This window comes from Chloroflexus islandicus, from assembly GCF_001650695.1.
GTDB lineage: Bacteria > Chloroflexota > Chloroflexia > Chloroflexales > Chloroflexaceae > Chloroflexus > Chloroflexus islandicus.
In genome coordinates, this window is the sequence record NZ_LWQS01000082.1 from 132,606 (window position 1) to 155,539 (window position 22,934).

Consider the following 22,934-nt stretch of genomic DNA (forward strand, 5'->3'; position numbering starts at 1 on the left):
CCATCATCTTGTGACAAATCAACAGGGTAGCGTTATGGGGGGGATCATACGCTATAGCCTGACGTTCACCCTTGAGATGGCCGGCGTCGGGTTGCGCTATTGGGCTATTGTTTGGGCGAGTTCGCCGTTCTTAAGCGATGGCGCTGTTCACACCTTGGCGATCATCGGCGCGGTGGGGCCGCCGTGCTATTCGTTGCTGGCGTGGGTTGGCCCGCCGGGGGGCAACCGGGTGATGCGCTGGAAAGTGCGCGGGCGCCTGCCGACTAGCACCGAGCAAGCGATCCTTGACGAGGCATTCCGCACGCTTACCAACCGCGGCATCACCCAGCCTCGCTTCATCTACACGGTCGATCAACCTGACCTCAATGCCAGTGTCATTGGCCACACCCTCTATTTGCACCGCGATTTGTACGCTAGCCCGCATCTTATCGCCGTGATTGCCCACGAAATGGGCCACTACCATAGCAGTGACGGGCGCCTCGCGCTGGCGCTGCACCGGCTGACGATTCCCGGCGGTTGGCTGGTTGTGTCGTTCACCATGCGACTCATTGGCTTGATCGGGCGCTTGCTCAACCCCATCGTGCGCCTGCTGAGCGCGCTTAGCTATATCGTGTTGCGGATCGAAATCGCCGTTCCTGCCCGGCTCAACCAGTTTATCCAGCGCATTATAGTGTGGATGGTTATCGCGCTCGTTGGCGGGATCGGCATTGTAGCGACCGTACCGTTATGGCGCTCGTACATTCGCCAGCGCGAATTGGCCGCCGATCGGTACGCTGCGCAGCACGGGTTCGCCTGCGCCTTAACCCTCTTTCTGCGCCAAGCCCAGCTCGACGAGATGAATCTGCCGTGGAACCAAGCGTCGTTCCATCCGCCGGTAGAAGAGCGGTTAGCCGCCTTGCAGCCGTATCTGCCGCACCCTTCAGATGATGGCGTTGAGTATGCCATCTCGTAGCCAAGCAGTTAATCCATCCACCTGCTCGCCCGGTAACAACGGCAACGCCGTTAAACCGCTCGCATACGACACCGGCGTACCGGCGCCGGGGAACAACAACGCCAGCGCAGTAACCGCGCGGCTGCCGTCATGACGGCCTATTCCGGCCAGATAACTGTACCCCTCATCAATGGCGCTGGCCGGCAGCGCACCTTCCTCGCTGCGGTATTTGGCGTCGAGCACAATCAACCCCGGCGCGCGCCGCGGATGGGTGATCTCAATCGACACATCCGGCACGCGCACCCGATCGTCAAGCGAGCGGAACGGTTGGCTATCCGGCGTGTAGCGCGGCTGATAGCGTAATGCCACCGTCGCACCCGCAGCATGCGCCAGCACGAGCAAGGGTTGCTGCGCCGTCAATTGCGCTGTCTGCCCGGAAAGTAGAGCCTGCTCACGTACCTGCCAATCGTCGAGCGATAACAGCGCGAACGCAACCCGCGCCGCGCACCACGCCTCGTAGAGGCGGGCCACCTCGCGCACCGGTATCGCGAGCAGCGCCGGTTCCCACCCCACCCCCAACCGGCGCTGCACGAGCCGCCGGTAGGCCGCGACAATCCGCTCATCGCGGCTGCGTGGCCGCCACACCGAGACCCCAATCGGCGGCTGAATAGTTACGTCAAGTTGCGCACGCATTGCGCGCAGCCTCCCGATCACCATTCCCAACCGCGTCCGCGCCTCGGCAGGCAACGGCGTCACCAGCAGCGCTTGCCCGCTCGTGATCAGCCGGTCGAGCAACTGCGCAGCCACGTGCCGGCTACGCTCACGCGGATCAGGCCGGCTCGCCTGTACCCACACCCGATCGGGCCAACCAGCGGGTGGCAGCGGCGCCGCATCGGACGCAAGCCGCCAGCGGGATGGATCAGGCCGTTCACGGAGCGCACCCAATTCACGCGGCCCTTCCCATTGCCGCCGGCGCTGGGGAGGTTTGTGCGCCAATCGTTCTACGGCGGCGATCAGGCGCTGGGTCAGCGGGCCGGTCAAGAGCGCCAGCAGCGCCGCCCGATCAGGCTGGCCGGCATCACCGCTGCCGGCAGGGTGGCGGCCACCGCTCAGGGCATGGGCCAGCGCCGGCGCCAATTCGGCCAGATCAGCCAGCAAAGCGGCGTAGCGGCGCGCATCGAGCAGCGAAGGCGCAACTTGCACGATGCCGTGCCATTCTGTCACCTGCGTCGCTGCGGTGATGGTCAAACAAATCGGATACGTTCCTGCCGCTGCCGGGGCTTGCCAGCGCCAGCGCCACAGCGCGTCGCCGGGCCGCAGAAACGGTTCGAGCGGTTCGTCGCCAATCATCAACTGCGCCGTCGCTCCTGCCGGCACCGCACACGACCACTCGACGACGCTCCGCTCGATCACCGTTGGCGTGACCGCGGGTGCGCCGTCGAGCAACAAGACTGGCCCGGCTACCACCACTTCCTCCGCTTGAAATAGATCGCCAGACTGAGCGCAATTGTCGCCATCAACCCCAACGCAAAGGGATAGCCCCACGGCTGCTCAAGTTCAGGCATAAGTACGAAATTCATGCCGTAGATTCCCGCCACCAACGAGCAGGCCATCAGAATAATTGACCAGAGAGTCAACACCTTCACCAACTGGTTGAGCTGATTGCCTTGGAGTGACAGATAGCTATCGAGCGCGCTCGACAGCAAATCGCGGTAGAGGTCAATCGATTCGGTCACCCGCACCAGATGATCGTAGACATCGCGCACGTAGGCCAATTCGCGCGGTTGGAAGATGCGCACTTCTTGGCGCAGCAAGACATTGAGCACATCGCGTTCGGGGGCGACAATCCGGCGGAAGAAGAGCAAATCTTTCTTGAGCGTGAAAATCTCGCTGGCGACCTCTTGGCGGCCCCGCTGAAAGATCGCCGCTTCCACCTCGTCGATCTGCTCGCCGATCTGGTCAAGCACGACAAAGTAGTCATCAACAATGGCATCGATCAGCGCATAGAGCACGCTACTCACCTGATAGCCGGGCACATGGCTATTCGTCTGCCAGCGGGCCAGCGTCTGCTGGACGTGGCGCACCGAGCCGGGCCGGATGCTGACCAGATAGTTGGCGCCGACGAACAGCGTGATCGGCAAAAAGCGCAATTCACGCGCGTCAGCATCGTATTCTACGCTGTAGAAAATGATCAGGTAATAACCGGGATAGGTCTCGATCTTGGGCCGTTCGTGCTCTTGCAAGGCATCTTCAATCGCGAGCGGATGAAAGCCGAACTCCTCGCGTAACAAGGCAATGTCAGCCGGAGATGGCCGCTCAAGATCGAGCCAGATCAAGGTGCGCGGCTGCAAGAGCAAGTCGCTGATCTGATCGAGATCGGCGACGGGTTGCACACTCTGGCGGTGAAAGACATTGAGCGAAACCATACCGCTATGCTTCCCACACAATCAACGCCGCGTGGGGCGCCAGTGCGTCGCGGATATGATCGTAGAGAATGCCCTGCACGGTAAAGCCGCTGCGCAATTGCGGCGTCAGGGTCGGGTCGCTCAACCGGCCCGCCACCACAGCGGCCACATACTCTTCAACCGGCATCTGGTCACGATACGCCACATAACCGGGCAACATCCCGCCGGCAACCATGCCCCGCATCCCCAGCCGGCGGATCAACGCCTTGCGCGCATCGTAGAGCATCCGGCTGATGCCGCGCCCGCGGTAATCGGGGTGAACGCTCATATCAGCGCCGTACAACCACTCGCCATTAGGATCGTGATGGCCGAAATTGCCGTGATCGACAATCTCTTCAAAGGTGTGCTGGCAAAATACCTTTTCGCCGCTGATGCGGAAGGTGCTGCTCTGGCCAACCACCCGATCGCCATCGAGCGCCACATGCTGGCCTTCAGGAAAGAGCCGCAAATGAGCGGCAAAATTCTCGGCGCTAAAGTGATCTTCCGGGTCGAGGGTCGGAAAACAGATTCGCTGGTGAATCACCAACTGCGGGATGTGTTCGGGTTGGGTTTGGACAACGGTAATAGGCATAGCAATCCTTGTGCAGAAACATGAGTATGTGAGAGCGCATAACGATGCGCTCTCACGTGTACGCGCTACCCGCGCATCGCGCCGATCAACACCTCAAGCCCTTCATCAAGCTGGTCATCGGTAATCACCAGCGGCACCAGCAAGCGGATGCAGTTCACATACAGACCGGCCCGCATCGCCAGCACCCCGCGTTCGAGTGCGCGGCCCAGAATCGCCAGCACCTCTTCGGCGGCAGCCGGCGTGCGCTTGCGCCGATCCTTCACCAGCTCGATCCCGATCATCGCTCCCATACCGCGCACATCACCCACCAGCGGATCGAGCGTATCATCGGCCAGCAACGGCTCAAAGCGGGCGCGGATCTGCTGGCCAATCGCCTTGGCCCGATCCAGCAGCCGTTCGCGCTCGATGATATCAATCGTCGCCAACGCCGCCACACAGGCCAGCGGATTGCCGCCATACGTACCGCCCACGCCACCATAATGGGCCTTATCCATCACCCGCGCCCGCCCGATGGTCGCCGCCAGCGGCATCCCGGCAGCAATACTCTTAGCGGCGACGATGATATCCGGCTCAACGCCAAACTGCTCGATCGCAAACAGGGTACCGGTGCGGCCAAAGCCACTCTGCACCTCATCGACGATCAGCAACGAACCGTTGCGGTCACAGAATTGGCGCAGACGGCGCATAAACTCGACCGGCACCGGGATAAAGCCGCCCTCACCCTGCACCGGCTCGATCAAGACCGCCGCCACCGTTTCGGGGTCAACCCCCGCAATCTGCATGCGCTCGAACGCCGCCCAACACTGCTCGACCGCCTCTTCCTCGCTCACGCCCATACGGTAGGCATACGGGAAGGGAGCGCGGTAGATTTCAGGAGCAAAGGGGCCAAACTTCTTCTTAAAATAGGTGCGCGAGGTCAGCGAGAGGGTCAACAGCGTGCGCCCGTGATAGGCGCCATCGAAGACAATAATCGCCGGACGGCCAGTCGCGGCGCGGGCAAACTTAATCGCATTCTCAACCCCTTCCGCACCCGAATTGGCCAGCAACGTCTTGCACGGCTCGCTGATCGGGGCCAGCGCATTGAGCCGCTCGCACAAAGCGACATACGGCTCGTAGGTGCCAACCAGCGCCGACAGGTGGATCAACTGCTCGGCCTGCGACTGAATGGCACTCACTACCTCCGGCGGGCAATGGCCGACCGCCAAGGTGCCAATCCCGCTGACAAAATCGATCAGCGTATTGCCGTCAACATCCGTCACCAACGCGCCGTGACCAGCAGCAATCGCAATCGGCGTCGCCCGGCCCAGACCGGCTACTACGGCAGCATCGCGCCGGGCCAGCAACTCACGCGAACGCGGGCCGGGAATCTCGGTGACAAGACGAATATGGCGCACGGCAGGCGCAGTCATAGAACACTCCTTTGTGCATTTGCATCAGCAAGCGCTTCGATGCCCACCATTATAACAAAAAGCGCGGCTTGCGCCGCGCTACCAACTCACCCACTCCTCACACCCCATCTGCTGGCTCACGGCGTCATCCGCCGCACCCACGCACAGACCTGCGCCACCTGCTGCGGATGGCCAATCACCACTGGCGTCGGCAACCGCACCGTGTGCAGCAAGGTCTGCCAATCGGGCAATTCGCCCTCTAACGGGCACACCACTCCACCAGCAGCTTGCACAATCACCCAGCCGGCGGCCACATCCCACACCTTCGCACGCCCAATAATCGCCGCCTGCGCCTGCCCGCGGGCCACATAACAACAATCAGCCGCCACCGATCCCAACACCCGCACTTTACCGGGATAATGGATGGTATAGGCGCGATGGAAGGTCGAAGGGATCGCAATCCAGTCATTGGGACTCGGCGGCTGCGGCGGCGCCACGTGGATCGGGGTCTCATTCCAAAACGCACTCCCGCCGGCCAGCGCCCAATAACAATCGCCCAACACCGGCAAATAGATCACACCAGCCACCGGCTGCCCGCTCCGGATTACCCCAATCGACACGGCCCACATCGGCAGGCCCGAAACGAACGAACTCGTGCCATCAATCGGATCAATCACCCACACATACTCGCGGTCGAGACCCACCGGCTCACGCTCTTCACCCATCACGCCGTGATCAGGATAACGGGCATGAATCTGCTCGCGCAACCAATCTTCAATCGCGCGATCAGCCGCCGTCACCAGACTCTTATCGAGCTTACGCTCCGGCGACACCTGATTAAAATACGAGCGCAAGAGCAGCTCGCCGGCGCGCTGCGCCCATGCGCGCGCAAGCGCAATATCAATCTCCACACGAGCCTCCGCCGGTACGGCGCCGCAATCTCCGCCTGCTGCGGTGCGTTATCTCATTGTACTACCAATATGGCACATTTGAAACTATCCGGCACGCAACAAGCCCAACCAAATGAGAGCGCATCATTGATCCGAAGCGGCAAGGCGCATCGCGAGCAGATAACACCCAAACAACACCGCGTACACCACCAACAGACCGAGCGGGATCAGCTCCAGCGACAGCCGGTCAGCCAACACCCCAATCCCAGCCGGGATGAGCGCCATCCCAACCCCGGTTGCCGCCATCTGCATACCGATCGTATGCGCCGCAAACTGATCACCGACGCGCGCTGCCGTACCCGACATCAAGGCCGGAAAGATCGGCGCGATCGCCAACCCAATCAACCCAATCGCCAGCACATTCACGATTGGCGCTAGATTCCACAGTAACAGAGCACTCCCACCCAACGCACCAATCAAGCCGCCGCGCACAAGCCGGTCAGGACCAGTGCGCACCGCCACCACTCCGGCAGCAACCCGGCCAATCGTAAACATCAACCAATAACTGCCGGTCACAACACCGGCCAACGCCGGTTCGACCCCTCGCGCCTCGGTCAACAGCGTATAGGCCCACACCCCCAACGCCGTTTCAGCGCCGACATAGAGCACAAAGAGCGCAACGCTCACCCACACCGCCGGTTGGCGCAACGCCAGCCCTAACGGCGTCTGATAATCGGTCAACCGCTTCTTCCCACCCGGCACAGGCGCCGGCTGCTCCCACAACGACAGCGTGAGGAAAAATCCCACCGCCAATACCAACTGAAAGACGCCGACCGTCCAATACCCTACCCGCCACGACTGCCAGAGCGCCAAACCCGCCGTCATCAGCAACGGCCCTGACGTAATGCCAACTCCCCAACTCGCGTGCAACCACTGCATCAAGCGCGCGCCAAAATGGGCCGCGACATAGGTATTCAAGCCAGCATCAATCGCACCGGCGCCAAGGCCGGCCACCACCCCCAGCGCCACCACCATCCACCACAGCGGCACGAGGGTATACCCCAGCAACGCCACCCCGGTCAGCAAACAACTCAACGCCAACATCCGCCCCACCCCAAACCGCGCCAGCAGCGTCCCGGTGAAAAAACTCGACGTGGTATAGCCGGCCACCCCTGCCGCCAACAAACCACCGAGCGCATCAAGCGGCAAAGCGAAATCGGCCCGCAGCGACGGCCACCCCACGCCAAGCAACCCATCCGGCATCCCCAAGCCAACAAACGCAATAAACGCCAGCGCAACCAGCGCCAAACGCGGATGGCGCGCCGAACTCAGCCAAGCCACCATACTAACAACGCCTTTCGCCAAAAAAATCGGTGGCACGGGCAGCTTACCAACCGGCCCGTACCACCGGCATCATAACAAAAAGCGACCAAGAACACATCGGCGCAACGGCTGAAGCATCCGGCAAACACCGTTCACTGCGCACTACGCCAACAGTGAAACCCGAAGCCTATGGGTTAACCGCACACCTAAACCCCAACCCAACAATTTCATGCAGCCATAGGACGACGTCCGATGGCGCGCATCGCTTGCCTTCTGTCATTGCGCGGGGGCAGCCCCCGAAGCAATCTCCCCCTTCAGCGCCAGATATACCTATGCGGATGGACGTACCTCCCGTGTCATTGCGCGGGGGCGCAGCCCCCGCAGCAATCTCCCCCTTTTGCGCCAGACCTACCTGTGCGGATGGACGTACCTCCCGTGTCATTGCGCGGGGGCGCAGCCCCCGCAGCAATCTCCCCCTTCAGCGCTAACCATACAGTACAAGAGTGCTCTACCGTGAGCCGAAATTGTTGAAAGTTGTTTTGTTACCCCCTGCAAAATAAAATCAGGCTAGTTTCAGTGCTCTACCGTGAGCCGAAATTGTTGAAAGAGATTAGTTGGTGACAATGCCATATTTAGTTGGAACTGTTTCAGTGCTCTACCGTGAGCCGAAATTGTTGAAAGTATAGTTACTCTCCAATCGCAACTTGCGCGAAGCGCAAGTTTCAGTGCTCTACCGTGAGCCGAAATTGTTGAAAGGCGCAATGTAGACACCGGACGGCAAGCAGAGCCAGTGTTTCAGTGCTCTACCGTGAGCCGAAATTGTTGAAAGTTCACCGACAGTGCAGCGCCGTCTGCCTACATTGAACGTTTCAGTGCTCTACCGTGAGCCGAAATTGTTGAAAGGTTGAGTGAAGAACAGAAACTCCTTGCCCTCAACACGATCTTGTTTCAGTGCTCTACCGTGAGCCGAAATTGTTGAAAGGTGACGCGGCGGGCGGTGGGTTTCGGACGAACGACTTGTAGTTTCAGTGCTCTACCGTGAGCCGAAATTGTTGAAAGTCAGATCGATGATGCTACTGGCATGTTTCAAAAGCTGTTTCAGTGCTCTACCGTGAGCCGAAATTGTTGAAAGGCGAAACCGCGCCAAACGATGCGTTAGCGATATTTAGGGTTTCAGTGCTCTACCGTGAGCCGAAATTGTTGAAAGCTCACCAGCCCGCGAGGCGACCAGCGCACCCCCAACCTGTTTCAGTGCTCTACCGTGAGCCGAAATTGTTGAAAGGGACAGGCGATGAGCGAGGCGGGCGGGGCAGCGGAAGCTGGTTTCAGTGCTCTACCGTGAGCCGAAATTGTTGAAAGTTAACGGATACATACATTTCGCCGCTTGTTTTTGTGCGTTTCAGTGCTCTACCGTGAGCCGAAATTGTTGAAAGGCCGATTGCCCGTCGCACCAACCGCGCAATGACCGGTGGTTTCAGTGCTCTACCGTGAGCCGAAATTGTTGAAAGTGACGCTTGAGGAAGCGAGCGTGTTCGCTGAACGCGAGTTTCAGTGCTCTACCGTGAGCCGAAATTGTTGAAAGGCCGCACCGCACCTTGGGCAGCGACTTGCCCAGACGTTTCAGTGCTCTACCGTGAGCCGAAATTGTTGAAAGAAAACAATGTCGTCGTCATCGAGCGACACGACATCTGTTTCAGTGCTCTACCGTGAGCCGAAATTGTTGAAAGGACTGCGGCTGACAGAAGTTGTTGAACGATACAACGGTTTCAGTGCTCTACCGTGAGCCGAAATTGTTGAAAGGCGCGGCGTCACGATGCCATGCGCGCGCAACGCACGATGTTTCAGTGCTCTACCGTGAGCCGAAATTGTTGAAAGTGCCGGGCAAGATGGCCAACCCGTTGCCGATGATGTCAGTTTCAGTGCTCTACCGTGAGCCGAAATTGTTGAAAGGGCGACATGGCCGCCGCGTGGATGGCCCTGACCGATCGTTTCAGTGCTCTACCGTGAGCCGAAATTGTTGAAAGGCGTTGCGTACATCTTACATTATCCGCGTCCAGCCCACGTTTCAGTGCTCTACCGTGAGCCGAAATTGTTGAAAGTGACTACCGCTAGTATAACACAACTGGAGGCATTATTAGTTTCAGTGCTCTACCGTGAGCCGAAATTGTTGAAAGCCCCAGCGGGTTGGGGTTGTAGCAGATAGTGGTGGAGTTTCAGTGCTCTACCGTGAGCCGAAATTGTTGAAAGGCCAGCAGGCGTCGAAACCGCCCACTCGCGGCGGACGGTTTCAGTGCTCTACCGTGAGCCGAAATTGTTGAAAGATGATAAAAACATCCGTGCTCACCGTCACGATGCAGTTTCAGTGCTCTACCGTGAGCCGAAATTGTTGAAAGACGCGCTGCAATCCATGTTGCTCAGCGTGCAGGAGCGTTTCAGTGCTCTACCGTGAGCCGAAATTGTTGAAAGCGTCACCGTGCGGCGCTGGCGCAATCGGTGTATCGGCAACTAACGGAGTTTCAGTGCTCTACCGTGAGCCGAAATTGTTGAAAGGCAATCCCCTTCCGCCTCGATCAGGGCCGCGCTGCGCGTTTCAGTGCTCTACCGTGAGCCGAAATTGTTGAAAGCGCGCTGGCGCTCCTCCTCCTCGCGCATCAACCACAGTTTCAGTGCTCTACCGTGAGCCGAAATTGTTGAAAGGCCCACTGGTCGAGTTAGTGACCGCCGGCGATCACGTTTCAGTGCTCTACCGTGAGCCGAAATTGTTGAAAGGCAAGGAGGGAACGATGGAATACGCGGGCAAGGTAATGTTTCAGTGCTCTACCGTGAGCCGAAATTGTTGAAAGCTAGGGCAAGGCACCTATCCACTGTATGGCTATCAGTACGTGTTTCAGTGCTCTACCGTGAGCCGAAATTGTTGAAAGCGAATTCGCCATAAATGCCTCCAGTTGTGTTATACTAGGTTTCAGTGCTCTACCGTGAGCCGAAATTGTTGAAAGATGATAAAAACATCCGTGCTCACCGTCACGATGCAGTTTCAGTGCTCTACCGTGAGCCGAAATTGTTGAAAGTCGATGAGGTGTTGGCAACCGAGGCGCACATCCTCTGTTTCAGTGCTCTACCGTGAGCCGAAATTGTTGAAAGGTTTCACCTCCCAATCGGCATCCGCATTCGCATGTGGTTTCAGTGCTCTACCGTGAGCCGAAATTGTTGAAAGGCGCGCACCAGTGTGCGCGACATTTATCAGTATGATGTTTCAGTGCTCTACCGTGAGCCGAAATTGTTGAAAGCTTTGGGGCGGCGCTGGCCGGGCTGGTCGCACTAGCGTTTCAGTGCTCTACCGTGAGCCGAAATTGTTGAAAGACCATCACGAAAATTCATCCGAGCGGGATTCACCGAGTTTCAGTGCTCTACCGTGAGCCGAAATTGTTGAAAGCGTTACGCGCCGCTCGATCACCAGTCAATGACCATGAGTTTCAGTGCTCTACCGTGAGCCGAAATTGTTGAAAGCGGTCTGCTCATCGATCATGAGGAGCGAGAGGCGCTCCGTTTCAGTGCTCTACCGTGAGCCGAAATTGTTGAAAGTTCAGTTTGTCGTCATTTTGGAGTGGAGCGGAGGGGACAGTTTCAGTGCTCTACCGTGAGCCGAAATTGTTGAAAGAGAGGGGCTTCGGTCGTATGGTCATTATAGCAGACGGAGTTTCAGTGCTCTACCGTGAGCCGAAATTGTTGAAAGCGACAAACACAATGTCGGCGACGTTGGGGGCAACAGGTTTCAGTGCTCTACCGTGAGCCGAAATTGTTGAAAGACGAGCTAACCGTGCCGGCCGGCACGCTGTTCAGCGCGGTTTCAGTGCTCTACCGTGAGCCGAAATTGTTGAAAGCACGTTTTGAGCGTGCCAACACCGGTTGCCGCCGCTGTTTCAGTGCTCTACCGTGAGCCGAAATTGTTGAAAGATTGCTGTCGATGAGGGAGATGGTCGTCATAGGATCCCGTTTCAGTGCTCTACCGTGAGCCGAAATTGTTGAAAGCCGGCTGGAGCGGTCAGCTCATACGTCGTCTGCTCGTTTCAGTGCTCTACCGTGAGCCGAAATTGTTGAAAGCCGGCCCGCACGCTGGTGCGGGCGCACCGGCTCATGTTTCAGTGCTCTACCGTGAGCCGAAATTGTTGAAAGACGCCGACGGTCATTCGCTCGTGCCCGTCGATGAGTTTCAGTGCTCTACCGTGAGCCGAAATTGTTGAAAGCTGATGCTGGCGACGATGAGAAGTTGCGCATTGTAGGTTTCAGTGCTCTACCGTGAGCCGAAATTGTTGAAAGTTGTATCTACGCCAAGTTCATGCCGTAAACACAATTCGTTTCAGTGCTCTACCGTGAGCCGAAATTGTTGAAAGCCGCGCACCATCAGCATTGAGAGCGATCCACAGCGGTTTCAGTGCTCTACCGTGAGCCGAAATTGTTGAAAGGCAGTTGGGCGATCTCTATGCAACCGCCATTCGGGGTTTCAGTGCTCTACCGTGAGCCGAAATTGTTGAAAGGCGGCGATCCAGTCGGCGCTGCTGGCGGTGCAGGAGCTGTTTCAGTGCTCTACCGTGAGCCGAAATTGTTGAAAGGATTGTTCACTTCGAGAACTCCGTGAAGCTGCCGAAGTTTCAGTGCTCTACCGTGAGCCGAAATTGTTGAAAGATTGTGCGGAAGATTTATGAGCGTTGTTGTAGTGGCATGTTTCAGTGCTCTACCGTGAGCCGAAATTGTTGAAAGCGCAAAGCCCAACCGGTAGAGCAACGGCGGCTCAATGCGTTTCAGTGCTCTACCGTGAGCCGAAATTGTTGAAAGCCGTTTCTTCATTGCGTGCCCCCTTCCAAGTTCACCTGAGTTTCAGTGCTCTACCGTGAGCCGAAATTGTTGAAAGGCGACCAATCTTTTACGCGGCAATGTCACGCGAACAGCGTTTCAGTGCTCTACCGTGAGCCGAAATTGTTGAAAGGGATAGTGCCGGGCAACTGGTGTTATCCCTGTATCGGGAGTTTCAGTGCTCTACCGTGAGCCGAAATTGTTGAAAGTCGTTTAACTCATGCCGCCAAATCACCCGTTTCATGTTTCAGTGCTCTACCGTGAGCCGAAATTGTTGAAAGCTGCCAGTCGCCGGGCTGTGCGGGCCGGGTCTGCCAGGTTTCAGTGCTCTACCGTGAGCCGAAATTGTTGAAAGTGGTCCAAGACACTGGGGGAGTGGAGATACTGAGGGGGGGTTTCAGTGCTCTACCGTGAGCCGAAATTGTTGAAAGGGCGGTTAACAGGATTGCGCCGGCTTGCCAGTCTGCCGGTTTCAGTGCTCTACCGTGAGCCGAAATTGTTGAAAGAGCGCCTGAGCATCGCCTTGACGGAGTGCGTGCCGAAGTTTCAGTGCTCTACCGTGAGCCGAAATTGTTGAAAGGCCGCCGCACTATTGGTCTGCGTATTGGCATTTGGGTTTCAGTGCTCTACCGTGAGCCGAAATTGTTGAAAGCATCCTGATGGCCGTGACCGCCGTCGCGCCAGCAATATGTTTCAGTGCTCTACCGTGAGCCGAAATTGTTGAAAGGCGCAAGCGCCGGTGGGTGTTCAGCGAGTATTATGGTTTCAGTGCTCTACCGTGAGCCGAAATTGTTGAAAGTCCGCTTGGCGACATCGCGCAATTCGCGCAATCGGAGTTTCAGTGCTCTACCGTGAGCCGAAATTGTTGAAAGCCAGCGCGCGCAACGCCTCCACCACGCGCTGATACAAGTTTCAGTGCTCTACCGTGAGCCGAAATTGTTGAAAGGTGTTGGGCGTGATCAGCACGCGATACACCTTGGATGGCGTTTCAGTGCTCTACCGTGAGCCGAAATTGTTGAAAGAGCAGCCCACAGCGGGTCGTGCTGCGCGCGCAGGAAAGTTTCAGTGCTCTACCGTGAGCCGAAATTGTTGAAAGGCGCTGGCCAGCCCCTGTTCAATCCACTGGCGCACCAGTTTCAGTGCTCTACCGTGAGCCGAAATTGTTGAAAGCATCGCAGTATACCCCACCCCAGACGGGATCGTCTGGGGTTTCAGTGCTCTACCGTGAGCCGAAATTGTTGAAAGCAACGTCCCCCTCCCGGACATCAGACCAGCGTAGCGCAGTTTCAGTGCTCTACCGTGAGCCGAAATTGTTGAAAGGACTGGCGCGGCGGCCTCGTGGCCGGGCGCGTCAAGAGTTTCAGTGCTCTACCGTGAGCCGAAATTGTTGAAAGCGCCTCGTCGAAGATGATGGCAGCACCCCGAATGCCGCGGTTTCAGTGCTCTACCGTGAGCCGAAATTGTTGAAAGGCAAGGCTTTCTAACGCCTTACGCGCCTCTTCGCTACTGTTTCAGTGCTCTACCGTGAGCCGAAATTGTTGAAAGTGTTATGAGGTCTACGTCACAGACAGGGATACCAACAGTTTCAGTGCTCTACCGTGAGCCGAAATTGTTGAAAGCGATCATATCATAACGGAGGATGAGCCATGAGCCATACAGGTTTCAGTGCTCTACCGTGAGCCGAAATTGTTGAAAGCCAGCGCGCGCAACGCCTCCACCACGCGCTGATATAAGTTTCAGTGCTCTACCGTGAGCCGAAATTGTTGAAAGTAGTCGCGACCGAGAGCGTGAGCAGTGGGCGGCGTTAGTTTCAGTGCTCTACCGTGAGCCGAAATTGTTGAAAGTCGTCCACCCATTCGCGCATCCACGCGCCGCGCACGAGTTTCAGTGCTCTACCGTGAGCCGAAATTGTTGAAAGGCTTCGATCAAGAGCAGCGCGCCTACCGCCGCCCAGTTTCAGTGCTCTACCGTGAGCCGAAATTGTTGAAAGGTCTCGTCGCCTGCCGGCAGCAGGCGCGCAGTAGGTTTCAGTGCTCTACCGTGAGCCGAAATTGTTGAAAGCCATCGTTCCTCCTTTCCATCCCGGCGCCACCAAGGTTTCAGTGCTCTACCGTGAGCCGAAATTGTTGAAAGCCATTACCGCGCGCGACCTCGCTACCCGCGTGCTCAACGGTTTCAGTGCTCTACCGTGAGCCGAAATTGTTGAAAGCTGGCCTCGCACACCAGCGCCGCGCCGAGAACAGTAAGTTTCAGTGCTCTACCGTGAGCCGAAATTGTTGAAAGATCAGGCCAATGTCAGCGTCTATGCGACCAGCAATGAGTTTCAGTGCTCTACCGTGAGCCGAAATTGTTGAAAGCCAAGGCGCCAACGAGCACGCAGCCAAGCGCGTGCTCGAATGTTTCAGTGCTCTACCGTGAGCCGAAATTGTTGAAAGTCAACGGATGATCAACGAAGCTGATACGCATATTGAAGTTTCAGTGCTCTACCGTGAGCCGAAATTGTTGAAAGGCGAGATTGACGGCCAACCGCGCCGGCTGGCATGGGGTTTCAGTGCTCTACCGTGAGCCGAAATTGTTGAAAGATGAGTTAAACGACGGCCGGCCACCGCTGGTGGTCGGTTTCAGTGCTCTACCGTGAGCCGAAATTGTTGAAAGCCCGCGACGGAGATCAATCCCCCACCAGCGAATGTCAGTTTCAGTGCTCTACCGTGAGCCGAAATTGTTGAAAGCCGCACTCGCTTATTCTGAGTAGCGCTGCCAATTATGCCAGTTTCAGTGCTCTACCGTGAGCCGAAATTGTTGAAAGTTAGAGTGGTAGTCACGGTGACTACCAATAGGACTTGAAGTTTCAGTGCTCTACCGTGAGCCGAAATTGTTGAAAGCGGCCAGCCCGTGCATTGCCTGCTCGACGACGTGCAGTTTCAGTGCTCTACCGTGAGCCGAAATTGTTGAAAGCGTTGGGCGGCGCGTCAATTCCGTCGCGCCGCACATGTTTCAGTGCTCTACCGTGAGCCGAAATTGTTGAAAGCCAACGCTGCGTTATAGCTGACATAAACGCGGCGGAAGGTTTCAGTGCTCTACCGTGAGCCGAAATTGTTGAAAGGAAGTTGTATTCGGAAAGGAGTAAGGCGATGGTCATCAAGGTTTCAGTGCTCTACCGTGAGCCGAAATTGTTGAAAGTCTCGTTATTCTTTCCCCTACCGGCGCGATTGTCGCGTTTCAGTGCTCTACCGTGAGCCGAAATTGTTGAAAGTTCCGCCGAGGCGCAACTGGTGCGCATGCAACAGTACGGTTTCAGTGCTCTACCGTGAGCCGAAATTGTTGAAAGACAGCAGCCCACAGCGGGTCGTGCTGCGCGCGCAGGAAAGTTTCAGTGCTCTACCGTGAGCCGAAATTGTTGAAAGACCTGCTCTGGCCGACAACGCGAGAGCTGGTTGAGCGTTTCAGTGCTCTACCGTGAGCCGAAATTGTTGAAAGCCAATCGATAACGGAGACTTCAGTGACTGGATTCTTAGGTTTCAGTGCTCTACCGTGAGCCGAAATTGTTGAAAGCGACGGCGAGCATGTCCGCCCCGACCTGTACGTTGTTTCAGTGCTCTACCGTGAGCCGAAATTGTTGAAAGCGCTCAGCAAGCGGGGTTGCTGGGCGGGCGGGAAAGTGCAGTTTCAGTGCTCTACCGTGAGCCGAAATTGTTGAAAGAATGAAATCCCCGCAACCGACTGGCGATCTGAGCGGTTTCAGTGCTCTACCGTGAGCCGAAATTGTTGAAAGCCAGCGGAGCGTAATGCTCTGCTTCGTGCGGCTCAACAACAGTTTCAGTGCTCTACCGTGAGCCGAAATTGTTGAAAGCCGTTGTTGCTGAAGGCGGCGCAGGGAATGCTCGAGTTTCAGTGCTCTACCGTGAGCCGAAATTGTTGAAAGTCTATCGGGGAACCATGAGGTTCGCGATTGACCGAAACGGTTTCAGTGCTCTACCGTGAGCCGAAATTGTTGAAAGACTCGGCTGCGAGCCGAGGATATCGCGCGGCTCGTTTCTAGTTTCAGTGCTCTACCGTGAGCCGAAATTGTTGAAAGCACCCGATCCACTACGAAGCGTTGCGCGTATGCACGCGGTTTCAGTGCTCTACCGTGAGCCGAAATTGTTGAAAGCGGGAATGCCTTGACGGTGCCAGCTGTTGGCACCGTCAGTTTCAGTGCTCTACCGTGAGCCGAAATTGTTGAAAGGTCTCGAACCCCCTATACCTCATCAACACCATACCGTTTCAGTGCTCTACCGTGAGCCGAAATTGTTGAAAGAGACCAAATACCTCGCGGTTCCGCTCGCCCGTCACGTTTCAGTGCTCTACCGTGAGCCGAAATTGTTGAAAGGGCTTTCGATGTACCAGATGTTAGACCATTTGTACAAGTTTCAGTGCTCTACCGTGAGCCGAAATTGTTGAAAGAAGGCAGGCATCTGCCTTGCTGTATGCCCATGCTAACACGTGTTTCAGTGCTCTACCGTGAGCCGAAATTGTTGAAAGTCGTTGCTGGCGCGCAGCATTTTGTCGATCTTGACGTTTCAGTGCTCTACCGTGAGCCGAAATTGTTGAAAGTTGACAACCCCCATGCAACCGGCCCGATTTCAAAGAAATGTTTCAGTGCTCTACCGTGAGCCGAAATTGTTGAAAGCCGACGGATGTACTCCACGCCGATCGGCTCAATTCGCAAGTTTCAGTGCTCTACCGTGAGCCGAAATTGTTGAAAGCAAAGCGCTGGCGGGGAGCGAGCGAATGCAGATTGTTTCAGTGCTCTACCGTGAGCCGAAATTGTTGAAAGTCGGAAACAATTCTCTATTGCGTACAGCGACCAAGTGGTTTCAGTGCTCTACCGTGAGCCGAAATTGTTGAAAGTCAATTGGTGCTTTGGGTCGTCGCAATACTCGTCGGGTTTCAGTGCTCTACCGTGAGCCGAAATTGTTGAAAGCATAGCGAGCGCCGAGGTGAGCGTGTTTACTCACGAGTTTCAGTGCTCTACCGTGAGCCGAAATTGTTGAAAGCAAATTGCACGGGATCAATCGGGGCGCTGGCAGTCAGTTTCAGTGCTCTACCGTGAGCCGAAATTGTTGAAAGGTATGGGGACATCCTCGCGTTGGAGGAGGTCGACTTTGGTTTCAGTGCTCTACCGTGAGCCGAAATTGTTGAAAGGCCGCGGACGATGGCGGCGCCGTCACCGTCCGCGGGTTTCAGTGCTCTACCGTGAGCCGAAATTGTTGAAAGGTGGCCACTTGCCCATCAATGCTAATGGTGCCGTCGTTTCAGTGCTCTACCGTGAGCCGAAATTGTTGAAAGGTGGCGGCGCTGGCATCGTTGGCGGTGGCAGCACCGGGTTTCAGTGCTCTACCGTGAGCCGAAATTGTTGAAAGTGCGCTCGGCATCACGATTCGGATCGGATTTGCCTTCAAGTTTCAGTGCTCTACCGTGAGCCGAAATTGTTGAAAGACGGCAACTTTTGCCCCGCGCACCCAGAGTTCTACATTGTTTCAGTGCTCTACCGTGAGCCGAAATTGTTGAAAGCCAGTCTTCCTTTCTCAAAGAGAGTACTCTTGGCGGTTTCAGTGCTCTACCGTGAGCCGAAATTGTTGAAAGTTCGCTGTAGCGCTTTTTGTTTCGTCATTGTCGCGCGTTTCAGTGCTCTACCGTGAGCCGAAATTGTTGAAAGTGTTGCTCTTTTGCATATTCATATCCTTCTTCAGTTAAGTTTCAGTGCTCTACCGTGAGCCGAAATTGTTGAAAGGTAGCCACTTCGACGAGGTGGCTACAGGCCTTTGGGTTTCAGTGCTCTACCGTGAGCCGAAATTGTTGAAAGAACCCGCCTCGCTCGAGAATTCCTCGCGCCTCAGGCGCGGTTTCAGTGCTCTACCGTGAGCCGAAATTGTTGAAAGACGCCGTGTCGGCGTACCTGTTCTTGCGCTGGTGGCTGTTTCAGTGCTCTACCGTGAGCCGAAATTGTTGAAAGCGCAAGCGCGGGGGACGCGCAAGCCGCTTGCAAGCGTTTCAGTGCTCTACCGTGAGCCGAAATTGTTGAAAGAAGGACCAGGAGCAGCGGTAACAGAAACTCGACCGCGTTTCAGTGCTCTACCGTGAGCCGAAATTGTTGAAAGGAGCTGGCTACTCACGGAACCGGGCACGAATAGTAAGTTTCAGTGCTCTACCGTGAGCCGAAATTGTTGAAAGGAGCTTTCTCGGTGGTGAGGAAGAGAGAGAGAGAAAGGGTTTCAGTGCTCTACCGTGAGCCGAAATTGTTGAAAGCTCGTCCGCAAACGTTTGGACAAGTTTCTGGTAGAGTGTTTCAGTGCTCTACCGTGAGCCGAAATTGTTGAAAGCCTCCGGCGCAGCCGGCAAGAGCGTCAGCGATTGCGTTTCAGTGCTCTACCGTGAGCCGAAATTGTTGAAAGAACGGTGCTGGTTAGCGCGGACGGCGATTATATCGGTTTCAGTGCTCTACCGTGAGCCGAAATTGTTGAAAGCGAGGAATCCTCGAACGAGGCGGGTTAACCGCCTCGCGTTTCAGTGCTCTACCGTGAGCCGAAATTGTTGAAAGCTTTTTTTGCGATATCCGATTCATTGCAAGTTGTTTCAAGTTTCAGTGCTCTACCGTGAGCCGAAATTGTTGAAAGTGGGCAGAGATCGTAGCTCACTATACTGGTGACGATATTGTTTCAGTGCTCTACCGTGAGCCGAAATTGTTGAAAGGCGTGCCGGTTTCACTAGCGTAGCGAAGCAGTTTCAAGGTTTCAGTGCTCTACCGTGAGCCGAAATTGTTGAAAGCGCACTGCGCCGCCCGCAACAACGGTTGGACTAGAAGTTTCAGTGCTCTACCGTGAGCCGAAATTGTTGAAAGGGAGGAACGGGGTCGGGCAACGACGCATGGCGTCTTGCCGTTTCAGTGCTCTACCGTGAGCCGAAATTGTTGAAAGGACGGCAACTTTTGCCCGACGGAACAATTAATATTGATGTTTCAGTGCTCTACCGTGAGCCGAAATTGTTGAAAGAGAGTACTCTTGCCGCGCCATGCGGCGCCGTCACCGTCCGGTTTCAGTGCTCTACCGTGAGCCGAAATTGTTGAAAGGCCATTTGCGGCCCGCTACCGGGCGGTGAGGGTGCGCGTTTCAGTGCTCTACCGTGAGCCGAAATTGTTGAAAGGATTGGCTCCTCGCTGATGAGCTATGCGGCCACAGCCGTTTCAGTGCTCTACCGTGAGCCGAAATTGTTGAAAGCCTGCTCCAGCGCTACGTCGCGCGCGGTACGGATGTCGGTTTCAGTGCTCTACCGTGAGCCGAAATTGTTGAAAGTATGAGCGCCTTGTTGACGCGCAGGGCGCATTTATGTTTCAGTGCTCTACCGTGAGCCGAAATTGTTGAAAGATCGCCGCGACAAATGTGCCGTATGGCACGATCACGCGTTTCAGTGCTCTACCGTGAGCCGAAATTGTTGAAAGAACGGCTCACGCGCGGCAGTGGTGGTATCACGCGCGGTTTCAGTGCTCTACCGTGAGCCGAAATTGTTGAAAGCAGTTGCTCGCCGATGTCGCATCGCTCCACACACCGTTGCGTTTCAGTGCTCTACCGTGAGCCGAAATTGTTGAAAGCAGTTGCTCGCCGATGTCGCATCGCTCCACACACCGTTGCGTTTCAGTGCTCTACCGTGAGCCGAAATTGTTGAAAGATTTTACCGCGCTAGCGCACTAATCAGCGTGCCGGGTTTCAGTGCTCTACCGTGAGCCGAAATTGTTGAAAGGATTGCCCAGCACGTGGCCAAAGCCCGCTACTATAGCGTTTCAGTGCTCTACCGTGAGCCGAAATTGTTGAAAGTCGGCGTCAGCGATGACGACATCGCGCTGCTCGCGTTTCAGTGCTCTACCGTGAGCCGAAATTGTTGAAAGTACCGTTGCCCATCCGATCCCGGTCAGTGACAGGTTGTTTCAGTGCTCTACCGTGAGCCGAAATTGTTGAAAGCGACTATGCACGTCAGATGACGGATGATGGTCGCATGTTTCAGTGCTCTACCGTGAGCCGAAATTGTTGAAAGCGTTTTCCATTTTCTTCCTCCTCCTAGCCGCATCGACGGTTTCAGTGCTCTACCGTGAGCCGAAATTGTTGAAAGCCGCATGCCGTTTTGCAGCCGCATCCTGAAAGCCGAGGTTTCAGTGCTCTACCGTGAGCCGAAATTGTTGAAAGCGTTAACAGATTTGCCTTTGCTCTTCGGTTATGTTCGTTTCAGTGCTCTACCGTGAGCCGAAATTGTTGAAAGAGTACACTGTCAGGATTGCGAACTATCGAACCTTCAGTTTCAGTGCTCTACCGTGAGCCGAAATTGTTGAAAGCCGGCTCCGGTGGCGGGACAGGCTCCTGTCCCGCCGTTTCAGTGCTCTACCGTGAGCCGAAATTGTTGAAAGACTACAACATTTTACCTGTTCCTGCTGGGCAACAGCGGTTTCAGTGCTCTACCGTGAGCCGAAATTGTTGAAAGCAACGAGTATCGAAGCGCTTATTCCAACAAGTAAAGTTTCAGTGCTCTACCGTGAGCCGAAATTGTTGAAAGACATGTACCTACAGGCACATATTCACTTTATCTTGAGTTTCAGTGCTCTACCGTGAGCCGAAATTGTTGAAAGACGGCGACTTTTGCCCCGCGCACCCAAAGCTCTACGTTGTTTCAGTGCTCTACCGTGAGCCGAAATTGTTGAAAGCAGCCTAGTGCAACCCTATAACACCTAAAACTATTAGTCAGTTTCAGTGCTCTACCGTGAGCCGAAATTGTTGAAAGCGCCTCCATAACTAGTGTTATATATATATATCTATAGTTTCAGTGCTCTACCGTGAGCCGAAATTGTTGAAAGCTGCCCGAACTGCTGCGTGCCGATTACACTCCGCCACCGTTTCAGTGCTCTACCGTGAGCCGAAATTGTTGAAAGAGCGTATACAGGGCTGGGTGTCAACCCAGTCCTTCGTTTCAGTGCTCTACCGTGAGCCGAAATTGTTGAAAGGGTTCCGTGAGCTAGCTACGCGCGGAGAATAGTAAGTTTCAGTGCTCTACCGTGAGCCGAAATTGTTGAAAGTAGATCCGTGAGGACGTTTAGAGCGGACTGTAGGAGAAGTTTCAGTGCTCTACCGTGAGCCGAAATTGTTGAAAGACATCAATGTTGACGGGCAAGTGGCGCCACCGACAGTTTCAGTGCTCTACCGTGAGCCGAAATTGTTGAAAGTCTCGATATGACCGCCATCCGGGCGCAGGTCACGGCGCGTTTCAGTGCTCTACCGTGAGCCGAAATTGTTGAAAGGCCAACGCCGGTACCGGCGGTGGCGCCGGCGGCGTTGCCGTTTCAGTGCTCTACCGTGAGCCGAAATTGTTGAAAGCATCCTCTAGCAGCAGGTCTGTTAGCACGCCGATCGGTTTCAGTGCTCTACCGTGAGCCGAAATTGTTGAAAGTGACCGTGCCGGCCCTGCGCGCGCGCTATAACGCAGTTTCAGTGCTCTACCGTGAGCCGAAATTGTTGAAAGTTATAACGCTGCAATCCCTGATGCGCAGGTTCGTCAGTTTCAGTGCTCTACCGTGAGCCGAAATTGTTGAAAGTCCCGTTGCGGTCGCGATACGTGGATGGCGACCCGTCGTTTCAGTGCTCTACCGTGAGCCGAAATTGTTGAAAGACAGGCAATCCTTCGGGGGTATGAACTCACATTCAAGTTTCAGTGCTCTACCGTGAGCCGAAATTGTTGAAAGCCGCCTCGCTCGAGGATTCCTCGCGCCTCAGGCGCGGTTTCAGTGCTCTACCGTGAGCCGAAATTGTTGAAAGTTAGGTGTGCCGTCGAGGCGGCGTGGTGCCTCGAGTTTCAGTGCTCTACCGTGAGCCGAAATTGTTGAAAGGTGAGGAAGAGAGAGAGAAAGGAGGAAAAAAAAATGGTTTCAGTGCTCTACCGTGAGCCGAAATTGTTGAAAGCGTACTCTTTTCCCGTGACTGCCGCGGCTAACGCCGGTTTCAGTGCTCTACCGTGAGCCGAAATTGTTGAAAGCCATTGTCCCCGATATCGCCTTCCGTAAAACCGGGTGTTTCAGTGCTCTACCGTGAGCCGAAATTGTTGAAAGATCATGCGCTGCCGATGCGCTGGCGCGGGGTCTACAACGGTTTCAGTGCTCTACCGTGAGCCGAAATTGTTGAAAGCGAAGTCCTTCGGGACTTCGAGGAAGAAGTCGAAGACGTTTCAGTGCTCTACCGTGAGCCGAAATTGTTGAAAGACGATGGCGGCTCGTACTCTTTTCCCGTGACTGCCGGTTTCAGTGCTCTACCGTGAGCCGAAATTGTTGAAAGTCTTCCTCCTCCTAGCCGCATCGACGCGGCGTACCGAGTTTCAGTGCTCTACCGTGAGCCGAAATTGTTGAAAGACCGGATCGGGCAACGACGCATGGCGGCTTGCCCGGGTTTCAGTGCTCTACCGTGAGCCGAAATTGTTGAAAGGACTTATGCGAATTGAGCCAAT

At 55.7% G+C, this 22,934-nt stretch carries 7 protein-coding genes and 1 CRISPR repeat array (1 of these 8 only partly in view); of the genes, 1 reads left to right on the forward strand and 6 read right to left on the reverse strand.

Annotated features, from left to right (window positions below):
* The first annotated feature begins 34 nt into the window (after window positions 1-34).
* Complete coding sequence (locus A6A03_RS16390; protein WP_066790430.1) at window positions 35-952, forward strand: M48 family metalloprotease; 918 nt, start codon at window positions 35-37, stop codon at window positions 950-952.
* Here A6A03_RS16390 and A6A03_RS16395 read toward each other — a convergent pair.
* The 6 genes from A6A03_RS16395 to A6A03_RS16420 form a co-directional block, all read right to left on the reverse strand.
* Complete coding sequence (locus A6A03_RS16395) at window positions 920-2,398, reverse strand: nuclease domain-containing protein (protein WP_066790431.1); 1,479 nt, start codon at window positions 2,396-2,398, stop codon at window positions 920-922. The genes A6A03_RS16390 and A6A03_RS16395 overlap by 33 nt on opposite strands.
* On the reverse strand, window positions 2,392-3,357 hold the full coding sequence (corA, locus tag A6A03_RS16400; protein ID WP_066790432.1) for a magnesium/cobalt transporter CorA: 966 nt from the start codon (window positions 3,355-3,357) through the stop codon (window positions 2,392-2,394). Before corA ends, A6A03_RS16395 begins: the two co-directional genes overlap by 7 nt.
* A gap of 4 nt (window positions 3,358-3,361) precedes the next feature.
* Window positions 3,362-3,967 carry a GNAT family N-acetyltransferase gene (locus tag A6A03_RS16405; RefSeq protein ID WP_066790433.1) on the reverse strand — a complete coding sequence of 202 codons (606 nt, stop codon included), beginning with the start codon at window positions 3,965-3,967 and terminating at the stop codon, window positions 3,362-3,364.
* A 65-nt stretch (window positions 3,968-4,032) separates the two neighbouring features.
* Window positions 4,033-5,376, reverse strand: a complete 1,344-nt coding sequence (locus A6A03_RS16410; protein ID WP_066790435.1) for an aspartate aminotransferase family protein — start codon at window positions 5,374-5,376, stop codon at window positions 4,033-4,035.
* A gap of 116 nt (window positions 5,377-5,492) precedes the next feature.
* Entirely contained in the window at window positions 5,493-6,266 is a 774-nt protein-coding gene (locus A6A03_RS16415; protein WP_066790437.1) for an inositol monophosphatase family protein, read from the reverse strand.
* Between the two features lie 123 nt (window positions 6,267-6,389).
* Window positions 6,390-7,589, reverse strand: coding sequence for an MFS transporter (locus tag A6A03_RS16420; protein ID WP_066790439.1), 1,200 nt, complete (start codon window positions 7,587-7,589; stop codon window positions 6,390-6,392).
* Window positions 7,590-8,065: 476 nt separating this feature from the next.
* Window positions 8,066-22,934: a CRISPR direct-repeat array (repeat unit 37 nt; unit sequence GTTTCAGTGCTCTACCGTGAGCCGAAATTGTTGAAAG); it runs 8,011 nt beyond the window's last position.

Coding starts and splice junctions, on each gene's coding strand:
- A6A03_RS16390 (WP_066790430.1), top strand. CDS start 35: ATGGGGGGGATCATACGCTATAGCCTGACGTTCACCCTTGAGATGGCC.
- corA (WP_066790432.1), bottom strand. CDS start 3,357: ATGGTTTCGCTCAATGTCTTTCACCGCCAGAGTGTGCAACCCGTCGCC.
- A6A03_RS16405 (WP_066790433.1), bottom strand. CDS start 3,967: ATGCCTATTACCGTTGTCCAAACCCAACCCGAACACATCCCGCAGTTG.
- A6A03_RS16410 (WP_066790435.1), bottom strand. CDS start 5,376: ATGACTGCGCCTGCCGTGCGCCATATTCGTCTTGTCACCGAGATTCCC.
- A6A03_RS16420 (WP_066790439.1), bottom strand. CDS start 7,589: ATGGTGGCTTGGCTGAGTTCGGCGCGCCATCCGCGTTTGGCGCTGGTT.